The sequence below is a fragment of the Kribbella sp. NPDC049584 genome (assembly GCF_040675555.1).
Taxonomy (GTDB): Bacteria; Actinomycetota; Actinomycetes; order Propionibacteriales; family Kribbellaceae; genus Kribbella.
Genome location: NZ_JBFAPF010000002.1, coordinates 354,050 through 368,770, shown reverse-complemented (window position 1 = coordinate 368,770; position 14,721 = coordinate 354,050). Strand labels below are relative to the sequence as shown.

Sequence of the window (14,721 nt, the reverse complement as noted above, 5' to 3'; positions counted from 1 at the left end):
AAAAGCCACCGCTTAAACCGGTGCGACCTTGCCCTGGTACATGTACATGATCACGAAGTTGTCCGCGTACGGCGCGTTCTTCAGGATCGGGTCGTCGTCGGCCGGGAACTTCGCCACCCGGGTGCCCTCGAGCGCGGGGTTGTTACCGTAGCGCTCCCAGAGCGGGATGATCGGCAGCAGTTCGTTGAAGGCCATCGCCGCGGCGGTGACGTTCTTCTTCTGCTCGTCGAGGTTCAGGCCCTGTGCGGACTTGTCCACCACGGCCTGCAGGTCGATCGGACCGGCCGAGGTGGTCTGCTTCAGCGGGAAGTTCATCCCCTTGCCGCCGGAGTTCGCCGCGATCACGTAGTTGAACGTGTACAGGTCCTGGACGAACGCGAAGTACGGGTGCGGGTGGTTCGACGCGCCCCAGGTCTGGATCGCGAAGTCGAACTTGCCGGCCAGGACGTCGGGGTTCAGCTGGGTGAAGGTGATACCCCGCTTGGTGATGTTGAACCCGAACTTGTTCAGCTGGTCGGCCGCGTTGGTGGCGGCCGGGTTCCAGTCGGCGAACTCGGTCGGGAACTTGATGTCGTACGCCGCCGGCTTGCCGTTCGGCAGCATCCACTTGCCGCCGGACTGCTTCCAGCCCGCTGACTGCAGCAGGCTGGTGGCCTTGGCGAGGTCCTTCTCGTAGGCGTTCAGCTTCTTCTGGTCCGCGTCGGAGATCCAGTCCGGTACGGCGATGTCGGAGAAGCCGGCCATGAACTTGCAGGGCTTGCCGGAGTCGCCGAGCGCGACCGTGCCGTTCTCGGCGCGGTCGAGGACGTAGGCGATCGCCTGACGCACCTTCGGGTCGGACAGCTCCGGGTGCGCGGTGTAGTTGAACACCAGCGCCGGACCGGAGTACACCGGCGGCCGGAGGATCCGGAAGCCGCTGGATTGCAGCGTCTTCTCGGTCGCGACCGCGAAGCCGTGGGTCGCGTAGTCGACGTCCTTGTTCAGGACGACGGGGGTGATGTCGGAGGTCTCACCGTTGTACAGGAGAACCTTGCTGAAGCCGATCTTGTCGGCGAACAGGCCCTTGTCGTTCTTGACCAGCGTCATCTGCGCGTTGGTCATGTTCTTCGCGTCGAAGTTGAACGGACCCGACACGACCGGGTTCTCCGGGCGGAACTTCTGGAAGTCGCCGTTGAGCTGCTTGCCCTCGGCGCTGTCCAGGCTGGTCTTGGCCTTGCGCATCGTCTCGGCCTTGGTGGCCCACTCGCCGTAGACCGAGTCGGGCAGGATCGGGGCGCGGAGGATGTAGCGCTCGAGCACGGTGGACGGCGTACCGATGGTGAACACAGCGGTGGTGTCGTCCTTCGCCGTGACGTCGGACAGGAAGGTCCACGGTGGCTGACGCATCAGCCACTGCAGGTTGAACGTAGACACGACGTCCTTCGCCGTCACCGGCTTGCCGTCGCTCCAGGTCAGCCCGGACCGCAGCTTCATCGTGTAGGTCTTGTTCGCCTCGTCCAGCGTGCCGGACTCGGCCATCATCCATTCCCACTTCTTGTCGGCCCAGTAGTACAGGCCGCCGCTGGGGTAGACGAGGTCGAGGTACGGGCTCTGCTGCTGGATGCCGTCCGTGACACCGGCGGCCAGGTTGAAGTGACCCTTCGGCGGCAGCTGGTACGGGTACGCCCCGTGGAACTCCTTGTTGGCGTTCTTGCTGCTGTCCCCGCTGTTGCTGTTCGGGGAACTCGGCGAGCAAGCCTCCAGCGACCCGATGCCGGCCACGCCGACACCGGCGATGCCGAACAGCTGGAGCACGTGCCGGCGCGAGATCGCGTTGGTCCGGGGGTTGGGCCCCGGGGGGTTGGTGCCGGAATCGTTGGTGCCGGTGGGACTCATTCCTTCGTCCTTTCTGATCTGACCGCACGACTGTGTGGGTCAGGCACTACTGGTTTGAGTTACTGCGAACCGCCCTCGCGTTTTTCCCGCCGGCGGGTCCAAAGGACCCCGACGACGACGATCAGGCCCAGTAGCAGGCCCAAACACAAGGTGAACAGGGTGACGACGAACTCCGGAGTACCGGGCGACAGCGTGAGCAGCAACGCTCCGCTGGCCAGGATCAGGAACGCCGCCCAGCCGAGCGCCGCCCGGCCGATCTGCGGTGACATCAGGCCACCGGCTCATCGGGCCGGACCTCCCCGGCGCCGTCGCGGGCCACCACGTGGCAGGCCGCGGACTGACCGGGACGGATCTCGACCAGCTGCGGAACCTCGCCGTCGCACAGCCCGTCCTCGAACAGCGGGCAGCGCGGGTGGAACGAGCATCCGCTCGGCAGGTGAGCCAGGCTCGGGATCTCCAGGCTGCGCAGCGATTCCCGGCCCTTGGTCTTGGTCAGGTCCGGATCCGGCTCGGGGATCGCGTCGATCAGCGCCCGGGTGTACGGATGCGTCGGCGCGTTGATGATCTTCGGCGTCGGACCGAACTCGACGATCCGGCCGAGGTACATCACCGCGGTCTTGCCGTTCCAGCCGAAGTACTTCGCGATCGCGAGGTCGTGGGTGATGAACAGGAACCCGACGCCGAGGTCGTCGCGCAGCCGGCCGAGCATCGCCAGGACGCTGATCCGGATCGACACGTCGAGCATCGAGGTCGACTCGTCCGCGATGATCAGCTTCGGGTCCAGCGTGAGCGCCCGCGCGACCGCGACCCGCTGGCGCTGTCCGCCGGACAGCTGGTGCGGGAATTTCGGCAGGTAGTTCTCCGGCGGGGTCAGGTCGACCTTGGTGAGCAGCTCGGCGGCCTTGTCGGCGGCCGCTTTGTTGCCCTTGACAACGCCGTGCTTGAGCAGCGGCGCGGTGATCGTCTGCAGGATCGTGCGGGTCGGGTTCAGCGACGCGTACGGGTCCTGGTGGACGTACTGCACGCTGCGGCGGAAGCTGCCGAAGTCGTTGCGGTTCATCGACCAGATGTCGTTGCCACCGAACTCGACCTTCCCGTCGGTCGGCCGGGCCAGACCGGCCGCCATCCGGGCCGCGGTGGTCTTGCCCGAGCCGCTCTCGCCGACCAGGCAGAGCACCTCGCCGGGGTTGACCGACAGATCGATGTTGTCGACCGCGCGGATCGGACCGGCCTTGGTGTCGAACACCTGGCTGACGCCGGCCAGCGTCATCAGCGGCGTACGGCTCTCCGCGGCGGTCTCCGGGGTCTTCTCCAGCGCGCTCATGACGCGGTCCCCAAGTCTTGGCTGGGCACCTCGCGGTCGAGGTGCACGTCCTTCCAGTGGATGCAAGCGACGTCGTGGGCGCTGCCCGGCTCGTCGGTCACCGGGAGCAGGTCCGGTTCGTCCTGTCTGCATTCGTCCGTGGCGAACTTGCACCGCGGGTTGAAGGTGCAGCCCTTCGGCAGCGCGGCGAGGCTCGGCGGACCGCCCGGGATCGACTCCAGGTCGGGCAGATCGCCCACGATCGGCGGCACGGCCTTGATCAGGCCGAGCGTGTACGGGTGCCGCGGACGGTAGAACAGATCCCGTACGCCGCCGGTCTCGACCAGGCGTCCGGCGTACATGGTGGCGACCCGGTCGGCGAGCTCGGCGGCCAGCGACAGGTCGTGCGAGATGAAGATCATCGAGAAGCCGAGCCGCTCCCGCACCTCGTGCAGTACGTCGACGATCGACCGCTGCGTGAGGATGTCGAGCGCCGTGGTCGGCTCGTCCAGGATCAGCACCTCGGGCTCGAGCAGCAGACTCATCGCGATCAGCACGCGCTGCCGCATACCGCCGGACAGCTCGTGCGGATAGCAGTCCATCACCCGCTCCGGCTCGAGCCGCACCAGCCGGAGCAGCTCACCGGCCCGGTCCTCGATCTCCTGCCGGGTCGCCTTGGTGTGCGCGCGCATCGTGTCGTGCATGTGCGCGCGGATCTTCAGCACCGGGTTGAACGCGTTCATCGCGCCCTGGAAGACCATCGCCGCGTCCCGCCAGCGGAACTGCCGCAGGTCACGTCCGTCCAGGCCCAGGACGTCGATCTCGGTGCCGTCGCCGCGGTTGAAGATCACCTTGCCGCTGGCGTGACCGAGCCGCGGCAGCAGCCGGAGCAGCCCGAGCCCGAACGTCGTCTTGCCGCAGCCGCTCTCCCCCACCAGGGCGAGGCTCTCGCCGGGGTAGAGGTCGAGGTCGACGCCGCGGACCGCCTGCACGGTCGTGCCGCCGCCGGTGCGGTACTCGACCTTGAAGTCACGGATCGACAGCAGGGGCTTGCCCTCGCCGCCACGCACCGCGCGGGTACCGGCTGTGTTGGTTTTGCCCGAAGGAGTTGTCGTCACCATCGTCACCGGTCCCGGAGACGCGGGTTGAGGATCTCTTCGAGGGATCTCGTCATCATCACCAATCCGAGCAGCAGCAGGATGATCGCGACAATCGGGCTGAGGATCCAGGCCAGGCTGTTGTCGTTGAAGATCGCGCCCGCGATCCAGGCGCGGTTGAGCATGATGCCCCAGTTCGAACCGGTCAGCGGCGCCAGACCGAGGAGGTAGAGGCCGACCAGCTGGTAGATCGCGTTCGTCACGCCGATCATGAAGTTCATCAGGATGAAGCTGGCCATGTTCGGCAGGATCTCGACGAACACCACTCGCGGCGTACCGAGATCCAGTAATCGCGCGGCTTCGACGAACTCGCGTTCCTTCAGCGAGAACACCTGAGCCCGGACCGCACGCGTCAGCACCGGCCAGGACAGGCCGCCGACCAGGAGCGCCAGCAGGACCGGCGAGTCGAGCTTGAAGAACGCGCCGAGGACCGCGAGCAGGACGATCTGCGGGATGGTCAGGAACACGTCGGCCAGGGTGACCACGACCGAGTCGACCCAGCCGCCGAGGTAGGCGGCCAGTGAGCCGAGCACGATGGCGATCGCGGTGGAGATCGCCGCGGCGACGAAGCCGACGAAGATCACCGTCCGGCCGCCGGCGATCATCTGGATCAGGACGTCCTTGCCTTCGTTGTCCGTACCCAGCAGGTGGCCGGGCGTCCCCGCCGGAAGCAGGATCTCCTTGACGTTCGGAGCCACCTCGGGGGTGAAGAACGGGCCGATCGCGCTGATCAGCACCAGCAGGGCCACCAGCACGAAGCCGATGAATCCGGCCGGACTGCGCCGCAGCGACTTCAGGATGCCGGCGAAACGGGATACGCCGGTGGTTCCGATCGCGGTGACCGGGATCGTTGCTTCAGTCATCTCGTCACCCCTTGCCCTGGACGCGGATCCGCGGATCCAGCCGGCTGTAGAGAATGTCGGCGAGCAGGTTGGCCGCCACCACCGAGATCGTGATGACCAGGAAGATTCCCTGCAGGACCGCGTAGTCGCGGCCGTTGACCGCGTTGAAGAGGCTGAACCCGATCCCCTGGTACCCGAAGATCTTCTCCACGAAGATCGACCCGCCGACCACGAATCCGAGCGAGACCGCGAGCTGGCTGAACAGCGGCAGCACGGCGTTGCGGCCGACGTACCCGTTCCTGATCCGCGAGTCGGACAGGCCGCGGGCCCGGGCGACGGTCACGTAGTCCTCACCGAGCGTCTCGACCGTCGACGACTTCATCACCAGCGCCCAGGAGCCGACGGTGGTCAGTGTGTAGGCGAGGATCGGCAGCATCGCGTGGTAGAAGATGTCGTTCAGGAAGGCGAGGCTGAACGACGGATGCACGCCTGGCGTGTACGAACCGCGCGCCTCGGTCAGGTTGAACCATTGCAGTTTCACCCCGAGGAAGACGACGATCAGGATCGCCAGGATGTAGTTCGGGATCGCGTGCAGGAACGCGCCGATCGAGGTGAGCAGATGGTCGATCCAGGTCTCGCGGCGATACGCCATGACCATGCCGGCCGCGATGCCGATCAGGAACGCGAACACCGTGGCCACGCCGACGGAGAACAGCGTCCAGGGCAGATAGGTCCTGATGACCGAGGCAACGGTCGTGCCCGGCGAGAGCGCCGAGTTGCCGAAGTCGCCCTGCAGCAGGTTCACCATGTACGTCGCGTACTGCTGGATCAGCGGGGCGTTCGGATCCAGGGAGAACAGGTTCTTCGCCTGCGCGGCGGCGGCCTCGTACGAGATGCCGGTCTGCGCGATCTGCGTCTGGATGTAGGTGTCGACCGGGTTACCCGGCAGCAGCCGCACCAGGAAGAACGTACCGCTGGTGACGATGAAGACGGTCAAGACGGCCTTGAAGAGTCTTCGGACAAGCCAGGCGTTGAAGAAGCGCGAAACAGCCGAGGGTCTCGGTTCGACAACCGGTCCTTCGATCAGTTTCGACGCGGGTGTCTCGACCGCACCGCTCACTGCTCACCTCCACGCGACTGCCAGGGAAAGTCGGTGGCGCAGACCACTCAACAGCACGACTTAGTAACGCTGTCTTGCAAGGATCTGCGCATAGTGACGACAGTGTGCGCAACCTCGGTCATCGAGTCAACGTCTTGAGGCAACGTTGAGACAACGTTGCGGTCAGTGACGCAACGGTACCGGGGCGTACTGGAAACGCCCGCCTCTGAAACAGAGACGGGCGATTCGCCGGAAGAATGTGACGCAGTCAGCGCGTGGCGCGGTTGACAGCCGAGACGACGGCCTTCAGTGAGGCCGTGAGAATGTTCGCGTCCCGCCCGACACCCCAGAAAACCTCGTCGCCGACCTCACATTCGACATATGCCGCGGCGAGCGCGTCACCGCCGGCGGACAGCGCGTGCTCGTGATAATCCAGTACGCGTACGTCGTACTTGAGCGGCTTGAGCGCGTCCACGAAGGCCGACACCGGTCCGTTGCCCTCACCAACCAACTCGTGGGGCACACCATTGGAATAGACCTGAACCCGGAGCTGGTCGCCCTGCCCCTCGCCGGAGGTCGAGTTGACGCTCAGCAGCGACAGCTTGCCCGGTGCGAGGTACTCGGCCGCGAAGATGTCCCACATCTGCTGCGGGCCGACCTCGCCGCCCTCGTTGTCGGTGTGCTGCTGGATCACCCGGCTGAACTCGATCTGCAGCCGACGCGGCAGGTCGAGGCGGTGCTCGGACTTCATCATGTACGCGACGCCGCCCTTGCCGGACTGCGAGTTGACCCGGATCACGGCCTCGTAGCTGCGGCCGACGTCCTTCGGGTCGATCGGCAGGTACGGCGCCTCCCAGGCGATGTCGCCGACCGGCTTGCCCTCGGCCGCGGCCTGCTTGTCCAGCGCCTCCAGGCCCTTCTTGATCGCGTCCTGGTGCGAGCCGGAGAAGGCGGTGTAGACCAGGTCGCCGGAGTACGGCTGGCGCTCGGGAACGCGCATCTGCGTGCAGTACTCGACCGTACGGCGGATCTCGTCGATGTCGGAGAAGTCGATCTGCGGGTCGATGCCCTGGCTGAACAGGTTCATCCCCAGCGTGACCAGGTCGACGTTGCCGGTGCGCTCACCGTGCCCGAACAGGCAGCCCTCGACCCGGTCGGCGCCGGCCATCAGCGCGAGCTCGGTCGCCGCCACCGCCGTACCGCGGTCGTTGTGCGGGTGCAGGCTGATCGCGCTGTGCTCGCGCCGGGTCAGGTGCCGGCCGAACCACTCGATCTGGTCGGCGTACACGTTCGGGGTGCACATCTCGACGGTGGCCGGCAGGTTCAGGATGATCTCGCGGCCCTCGGCGGGCTGCCAGACGTCGCTGACCGCCTCGCAGACCTCGAGCGCGAACTCCAGCTCGGTGCCGGTGAAGATCTCCGGGCTGTACTGGTACCCGAACTCGCAGTCACCGAGCATCTCGTCGGCGTACTTCATCACGGTCTCGGTGCCGCGGACGGCGATGTTGCGGCACTCGGCCTTGTCGACGTTGAACACGACCCGGCGGAACAGCGGCGCAGTCGCGTTGTACAGGTGGATCGTGGCCTTCGGCGAGCCCTGCAGCGACTGCACGGTCCGCTCGATCAGCTCCTCGCGGGCCTGGGTCAGCACCGAGATCGTCACGTCGTCCGGGATCGCGTCGGACTCGATCAGGCTGCGGACGAAGTCGAAGTCGTACTGGCTGGCGCTCGGGAAGCCGACCTCGATCTCCTTGTAGCCCATCTTCACCAGCAGGTCGAACATCCGCCGCTTGCGGGCCGGCGACATCGGCTCGACCAGGGCCTGGTTGCCGTCACGGAGGTCGGTGGACAGCCAGCGCGGCGTACGGTCGACGGACTTGGCCGGCCAGGTGCGGTCGGGCAGGTCGATCGGCGGGAACGCACGGTAGCGGTGGGTCGGCATACCGGACGGCTGCTGGACGGGCTTGGGCTGGTTCTTCGGTGCCACGGGGGTTCTCCTCGAGAAGCTGTCTACTGACGGGGTCGCTAGGACGACCGGCGAACGACAGAACTCCGCGGCGAGGGAACCGGCCTTAACAGGCCTCGCCGCGGCAGCGAAGGAGGAGAAGCTGGTGCCGCATGATGGTAACCACTCTATGCACAACTCCCCCGGGCCGTCGAACCGGGGGTCTCGACGGACGAGACACTCAGAGTGACGCTGTCGTTCCTTGCCTTCAAGGGCACTTGAAATTTTAAGCTGTTGGTATGACGGAATCCCTCCTCGACCGGATCGGCACGCACGGGCTCGGCGTCCTGGTCACCATCAAGCGCGACGGACGCCCGCAGCTGTCCAACGTCACGTATGTGTTCGACGGCACCCGGGTCCGGGTCTCGCTGACCGACGACCGCGCGAAGACCCGGAACCTGCGCCGCGACCCGCGCGCCAGCCTGTACGTCGACGGTCCGCGCGGGCGCACGTACGTCGTGCTGGAAGGCAAGGCCGAGCTCAGCCCGGTCGCTGCCGACCCGCACGACGCCGTCGTCGAGGACCTGGTCGACTACTACCGGACCGCGTCGGGCGAGCACCCGAACTGGGACGAGTACCGCGCGGTGATGGTCGAGGACAAGCGGCTGATGTTCTCGATGACCGTCGACCACGCCTACGGGATGCCTAAGCCGTAGACGAGGCGCGCGCGATCGAGCGCGTTCCGGCAGTCGGCGATCAGCCGGGCCACCAGCTCCGCGGCCGGGACGATGTCGTGGACCAGCTCGGCGGACTGCCCGGTGAACGGCAGCAGGTCTTGTCCGCGGCCCGCGCCGACCTCCTCGCGGACCTGCTGGGCGAGCGCGGCCGGGTCCACGCCGGCCGGATCCGTTTCGAGTCGGTCGGTCAGCGGCGTCCGCAGTACCCGGGGCGCGAAGGCCGCGCCGACCTGCGGAAGGGTGAACGGCGGCATGACCAACTCCGAATGCGGCACCTTGACGGTGTCCTGGGCGTGCGCGGCGACGATCCGGTCCTTCCACTCCCGGGCGATCGTCATCTCGGTGGTCGCCAGGAAGCGCGTGCCGAGGCTGGCTCCCTGGGCTCCCAAGGCGAGCGCGGCGGCGAGACCCCGCCCGTCGGCGATGCCGCCGGCCGCGACCACCGGGGTCGAGCCGGCCAGATCGACGACAGCGGGCACGAGGACCAGCGTGGAGATCCAGCCCGCGTTCCCGCCGGCCTCGGAGCCTTGGGCAACGAGCACGTCGGCACCGGCCTCAAGCGCTCGCTCCGCGCCGTCCAGGTCCCCGACCGCCTGGATCCAGCGAATCCCTCGGTCGTGGGCCAGGGCGATCAGTTCGGCGGGAATGCCCATATGGAACGAGATCACCGCCGGCTGCGCGTCGAGAGTCGCCTCGAACGCCTCGCGGTCCAGCGGCCGACCGGTGTGGTTGATCGCGAACGGCCGATCGGTCAGGTCGCGCAGCCGCCGCCATTGCTCCTGGAGTTCCTTCGCACTCCGCAGCGCGGTGCCCAGACTGCCCAGGCCGCCCGCGTTGCAAACCGCGGCCGCGAGTTCAACCTCCTCCCAGGGACCGAACGGCGCCAGCACGATCGGTACGTCGATCCCCAGCAGCGAGGTGAGGTCGTTCATCGCCGCGCGACCAGTGGCTCGGAAACGACGAAGTCGTTCGCGGGAGCCGGTCCCAGGCGGCGGCGCCGGAGTACGCGTGGCATCAGCCGTGGGGAGAACAAGGCCTGCGGCTCGTCGATCAGGTTGAGGACGCGCAGGAACGCAGCGTTCACCGCCGCGTCATCGGCGGCCGCCGTCAACACGCGGTCGAGGTACTTGTTCACGAGCCTGTCCACCCGGGTCGTGGTCGCGCCGACGGTCGTCGGGTAGCGCAGGTCCGAGCCGGTGGAGAGCATCCACGGCCCCTTCGCCCGCTCGGCGATGGAGGCCTGCGCGCCGGCAAGTGCGCGCGGCAGGTCGGCCGGGGAGGCGCAGCCGGCGAGGATGCCCGCCAGTACCTCGGCCTCCTTCGCGGCGACCGTCATCCCCTGGCCGTAGACGGGGTTGAAGGCGCAGAGACTGTCCCCGATCACCAGCAGGCGGCCCGGCAGCGTCAGCTTCTCGTAGTGACGCCAGCGGTTCGCCGTGCGGCGATATCCCCAGATCGGCGAGATGGGCTCGGCGACCTCGAGAACGTTCGCGAGCAACGGACTGCGCAGACTCGCTGCGAACTCCCGGAATCCCTGCTCGTCGATCGGGGGGTAGTCGCCGCCACCGCCGCTCACCGTGAACACCCAGCGGTTGCCTTCGATCGGGAACATGATGCCGCCGCGCGGATGCACGGGCGGGGCCGGCTGGACGTAGACCGCCTTCCAGCGGGAAGTGAAACCGGCCGGGATCTCGAGCATCCGGGTCGCATAACCCAGGAAGGAGTCGACCGTGCTCTCCTCTGGCGCCGCGTAGCCGATCTCCCCCAACCAGTCGGGCAGCTTCGAGCTCCGGCCGCTGGCGTCGACGACCAGATCGGCGGACAGGTCTGTCCGGGCTCCGGTACTCCGGTTGCGCACGGTCAGCCCGGACACCTCGCCGGTCGGCCCGAGTTTCAGCGAGGTGACCTCGTGCTCGGTGCGGAAACTGATACCGGCCACGTTCTCGACATGACGCCGTACGGTCCATTCGAGCAGCGAACGGGTCGCCGAGACCAGGCGCTGCGTCGCCGGGAACGGCTGCGTCCACCGGTCGGCGGGAGTCAGCCAGGCCATGTCCGTGGGCAGACCCAGCGGCACGGCGCCGGCGGCCACCAGGTCGGTCCCGACGCCAGGGAGCAGACGCTCGACGATCTCCATCCCGCCGGCCCAGAACGCGTGCAGATGACGCGCTTGCGGCACCCCCTTGCGGACATCCGGACCGTCGGGCAGCCGGTCCCGCTCGACGACGGTGACGCTGCGGAAACTGTCACTCAGCACGCGAGCGGTCAGCAGTCCGGCCATACTGCCGCCGATCACCACGGCGTGGCCCAGTCGGTCCTCGGTCATTTCTGGTTCCCCCTCGGAAGTCCGGGGCGGCCACCCCGGCCGCGATCCCGTCGAATCACGGTCGCAACCGTTGCGCGCGGAGTCATGGAGAAGATCTGCAGAGGGTCCCGAGATCGCGTGCGGACGTGCGACACTCACGACAGAGGGGCCGGACCATGTATCGCTTCCACGAGTGCGAACTGGATCCCCGCGGATTCGTGCTCCGCCGGGGTGACGAGCAGGTGCGCGTGGAGCGCCAGGTCTTCGGTGTCCTGGTCCACCTGATCGAGAACCGGGACCGCGTCGTACCGAAAGCCGAGCTGCTCGACGCGGTCTGGGGCAACCGGTTCGTGAGCGACTCCGCGCTGACCAGCCGGCTCAAGGACGCGCGCCGCGCGGTCGGGGACGACGGGCACCGGCAGGAGGTGATCGCGACGGTGCACGGGGTCGGATACCGCTTCGTCGCACCCGTCGAGCTGCTCGGCGAGCCGGCGACGCTCGATCCCGCCTGCCTGGCACAGGAGATCCGGTACTGCGACTCGCCGGACGATGTCCGGCTGGCGTTCGCGGTCTGCGGCGACGGCCCGCCGCTGGTAAAGGCAGCGAACTGGCTGACCCATCTCGATCACGAGTGGAGCAGTCCGATCTGGCGGCACTGGATCCAGTGGCTGGCCGGAGCGCACCGCCTGGTCCGGTACGACGAACGCGGCTGCGGACTGTCGGACTGGGACGTGACCGAATTCGGTCTCGATGCCTGGGTCGAGGACCTCGAGCTCGTGGTCGACTCGGCCGGCGTCGACCGGTTCCCGCTGCTCGGCGTCTCGCAGGGCGGCGCGGTCGCGATCGCCTATGCGCAAAGGCATCCGGACCGGGTCAGCCGGCTGGTGCTGGTCGGCGCGTACTGCCGCGGCCGGCTCGCGCGGGCACGATCCGAGGAGGAACGGCAGGAGGCGTCGCTGGATCTTGCGCTGGGCCGGGTCAGCTGGCGGCGGGACGACGCCGCGTTCCGGCAGGTGTTCGCGAGCCAGTTCCTGCCGGACGCGCCGCGTGAGACGTGGGAGGCGTTCAACGAGCTGCAGCGCGCGACGACGTCGGTGGAGAACGTCGTACGGTTCCTCGATGCGTTCGCGCACATCGACGTGTCCGCGGTGGCGCCGAAGGTCCGCTGTCCGACGCTGATCGTGCAGTCGCGGCGGGACATCCGGGTGCCCGACTCGCAGGCGCTCGAGCTGGCCCGGTTGATCCCCGACAGCCGGCTGGTCTTCCTCGACAGCGGCAACCACATCATCACCGCGGACGAGGCCGCCTGGCCGGTGCTGACCGGTGAGGTGAACCGCTTCCTCGCCTCCTGAGGAACTTCTCGACCGCGGATAAACCAGTCGCGGTAAACCGGTCGCTCGGTGGACGCTGGGCCGGTGGAGATCACGAGACTGTCCCCCGACGACGAAGCCGGGTGCGCCGAGGCCGTTGCGCTGAAGAGCGCCGGCCTGAAGCTCGACTGCCCCGAGATGCTGGAGCCCACGGCGCGTGGGTTCGCGAACATGTTGCGCTACGGGTGGGACATGGAGCCCGAGTATGCCTACCTGGCGCGGGAGGCGGACGGGACCGCCGTCGGGCTCCTGGCCGTGGGCGTCAACACCTACGACAACACGAACCAGATCTGGGTCGACGTCGACGTCCATCCGGATCATCGCGGCCGTGGCGTCGGGTCGGCGCTGATCGAGTACGCCGAGGGCTTCGCCCGCGAGCTCGGCCGGGACACGGTCGGCTACGGCTGCATCGACCTGCCGAAGGCGGACGCGTTCGCCCGGCGGCACGGGTTCGTCCAGAAGGCCGTCGAGGTGAACCGCCGGCAGGACCTGACGGGACTGGACTACAGGGTGGTGCAGCGGCTGTACGACGATGCGGTCGCCGCCTCCACGGCGTACGAGCTGACCAAGCTGACCGGGCCGCTGCCTGAGGAGCTGCTGGAGGACATGGTCACGCTGACCGCCTCCATCAACGATGCCCCGAAGGACGACCTCGACATGGAGGACGACGTCTACAGCCCCGAGCGGCTGCGGGCGTACGAAGAGGCGCAGTCAAGGAGCGATCACACCGTCTATCGGGTGATCGCGCGGGAGAAGTCCACCGGCGCGTTGGCCGGCCACACGGTCATCGCGGTCGAGCGCGAACGCCCCCACATCGGCGAACAGCACGACACCGCGGTCGACCGAGCCCACCGCGGCCACCGCCTCGGCGCGCTGGTGAAGTCCGCCATGCTCCTCTGGCTCCGCGAGGCCGAACCGGCCCTGACCCAGGTCGACACCTGGAACGCCGAATCCAACAACCACATGATCAGCATCAACGAGCAACTCAACTACCGGATCGTCGCCCGGATCCTGGCCTACCAGAAGAAGCTCTGAACAGACCGGGGGCGCCGCAACCAGCGACGCCCCCGGCTTCTACCGCTGAAAGCTCACTCGCCGATCAGCTGGTTCCAGTGACCGGTGATCGAGAAGATGCCGGTGCCCGGGATGGTGCCGCCGGTGACCCGGCCGTAGGACGTGACAGCGGTCGCCGAGCCGTTGAACTTGCTCATCGCGTACTGGTACGCCGAGTCGGTGTCGTTGTCGAAACCGGTCACCAGCGTGCCGCCCTTGACACCGCACTCCCTGGCGGCCAGCGACTCGTACGCCGCGAAGCCCGTGCTCCGGACCAGCTTCAGGATCGGCTTGGTCGAGGCCGCGGCCGGGATCCGGACCGTCCAGAGCGCGCCCGCCTTGGTGGTCATCAGCAGCGTGTCGTAGGTCGGGGTCTCGGAGATCACGGTCATCGCCTTGAAGCCCTTGAAGCCCGGGAAGTGGCCGAGCGCCCGGAAGGTGGCACCCGACGCCGCGTAGCGGTAGAGGCTGCCGTTCGTGCTCAGCCCGTACAGGTACGAGCGGTTCGGCGCGGTGATCGCGTAGTTCGACGTCACGAGCTGGGTGAAGCTGGTCCAGCCGGAGCCGATCCGCGCGTACGTCGGCCGCGCGTTGTCGGTGTCGAAGTAGGTGACACCGCGGTACAGCGTGCCGCCCTGCACGAACAGGCTGTGGTAGTAGAAGTGCGCGTCGGTCTGCACGCCGTACCACGTGGTGTTGAGACGGGTGCCGACGAACTTGAACTCCCCGAAGAACTCACCGCGCGGAGGCTTGGCCGGCGTGACCAGGACGTCGTTGATCCCCGGCGTCGGGGTGTTGAAGCCGACATCCTGCAGGCATCCCGCGGAGGCGAGCTTGGTGTTCGGCGTGGTCTTCAGGTTGCCATTGGCCGAGTGGGCGATCGCCGGCGTCGGGTTGGACCGGACGGCGGCGGTCGCCGGGCCGGCAGCGGCCGTGGCGGCGAGCATGCCGACCCCGGCCAGGGCAAGCGCGAAGCGCTGCAGTTTCATACTGGGAGTCCCCCTCAGGACATGTGTGACCTCGATGGGCCTCGAG

The 14,721-nt window shown here is 67.7% G+C and carries 13 protein-coding genes; 3 read left to right on the top strand and 10 right to left on the bottom strand.

The window, feature by feature from the left end:
- Positions 1-12 precede the first annotated feature (12 nt).
- The 7 genes from AB0J62_RS08525 to leuA all read right to left on the bottom strand — a co-directional run bounded on the left by AB0J62_RS08525 (position 13) and on the right by leuA (position 8,218).
- A complete protein-coding gene (locus AB0J62_RS08525) occupies positions 13-1,875 on the bottom strand; it encodes an ABC transporter substrate-binding protein (protein ID WP_363865932.1) in 1,863 nt (620 codons plus the stop codon).
- Positions 1,876-1,934: 59 nt separating this feature from the next.
- Positions 1,935-2,144: a hypothetical protein gene (locus tag AB0J62_RS08520; protein ID WP_363865929.1), complete on the bottom strand. Its 210-nt coding sequence runs from the start codon at positions 2,142-2,144 to the stop codon at positions 1,935-1,937.
- Positions 2,144-3,199, bottom strand: a complete 1,056-nt coding sequence (locus tag AB0J62_RS08515) for an ABC transporter ATP-binding protein (RefSeq protein WP_363865926.1) — start codon at positions 3,197-3,199, stop codon at positions 2,144-2,146. Before AB0J62_RS08515 ends, AB0J62_RS08520 begins: the two co-directional genes overlap by 1 nt.
- Positions 3,196-4,299, bottom strand: a complete 1,104-nt coding sequence (locus AB0J62_RS08510; RefSeq protein ID WP_363865923.1) for an ABC transporter ATP-binding protein — start codon at positions 4,297-4,299, stop codon at positions 3,196-3,198. The genes AB0J62_RS08515 and AB0J62_RS08510 overlap by 4 nt, the downstream gene beginning before the upstream one ends.
- Positions 4,300-4,301: 2 nt before the next feature.
- Positions 4,302-5,198, bottom strand: a complete 897-nt coding sequence (locus tag AB0J62_RS08505) for an ABC transporter permease (RefSeq protein ID WP_363865920.1) — start codon at positions 5,196-5,198, stop codon at positions 4,302-4,304.
- 4 nt (positions 5,199-5,202) lie between these two features.
- Complete coding sequence (locus tag AB0J62_RS08500; protein ID WP_363865917.1) at positions 5,203-6,174, bottom strand: ABC transporter permease; 972 nt, start codon at positions 6,172-6,174, stop codon at positions 5,203-5,205.
- Between the two features lie 370 nt (positions 6,175-6,544).
- Entirely contained in the window at positions 6,545-8,218 is a 1,674-nt protein-coding gene (gene leuA, locus AB0J62_RS08495; RefSeq protein ID WP_363867718.1) for a 2-isopropylmalate synthase, read from the bottom strand.
- Positions 8,219-8,520: 302 nt separating this feature from the next.
- On the opposite strand from leuA, the gene AB0J62_RS08490 reads away from it, so the two are divergent.
- On the top strand, positions 8,521-8,937 hold the full coding sequence (locus AB0J62_RS08490; protein ID WP_363865914.1) for a PPOX class F420-dependent oxidoreductase: 417 nt from the start codon (positions 8,521-8,523) through the stop codon (positions 8,935-8,937).
- Here AB0J62_RS08490 and AB0J62_RS08485 read toward each other — a convergent pair.
- Together AB0J62_RS08485 and AB0J62_RS08480 are read right to left on the bottom strand one after the other, a co-directional pair.
- The gene (locus tag AB0J62_RS08485) at positions 8,916-9,890 is read right to left on the bottom strand and encodes a nitronate monooxygenase (RefSeq protein WP_363865911.1); all 975 of its coding nucleotides are present in this window, start codon (positions 9,888-9,890) and stop codon (positions 8,916-8,918) included. The two genes, AB0J62_RS08490 and AB0J62_RS08485, sit on opposite strands and share 22 nt — an antisense overlap.
- Entirely contained in the window at positions 9,887-11,284 is a 1,398-nt protein-coding gene (locus AB0J62_RS08480; RefSeq protein WP_363865908.1) for an FAD-dependent monooxygenase, read from the bottom strand. Before AB0J62_RS08480 ends, AB0J62_RS08485 begins: the two co-directional genes overlap by 4 nt.
- A 155-nt stretch (positions 11,285-11,439) precedes the next feature.
- Between AB0J62_RS08480 and AB0J62_RS08475 the strand changes: the two genes are divergently transcribed.
- Together AB0J62_RS08475 and AB0J62_RS08470 are read left to right on the top strand one after the other, a co-directional pair.
- Positions 11,440-12,615, top strand: a complete 1,176-nt coding sequence (locus tag AB0J62_RS08475; RefSeq protein WP_363865905.1) for an alpha/beta fold hydrolase — start codon at positions 11,440-11,442, stop codon at positions 12,613-12,615.
- A 63-nt stretch (positions 12,616-12,678) separates the two neighbouring features.
- Positions 12,679-13,668: a GNAT family N-acetyltransferase gene (locus tag AB0J62_RS08470; RefSeq protein ID WP_363865902.1), complete on the top strand. Its 990-nt coding sequence runs from the start codon at positions 12,679-12,681 to the stop codon at positions 13,666-13,668.
- Positions 13,669-13,721: 53 nt separating this feature from the next.
- Here AB0J62_RS08470 and AB0J62_RS08465 read toward each other — a convergent pair whose 3' ends face one another.
- Positions 13,722-14,675, bottom strand: a complete 954-nt coding sequence (locus tag AB0J62_RS08465; RefSeq protein ID WP_363865899.1) for a hypothetical protein — start codon at positions 14,673-14,675, stop codon at positions 13,722-13,724.
- Positions 14,676-14,721 lie beyond the last annotated feature (46 nt).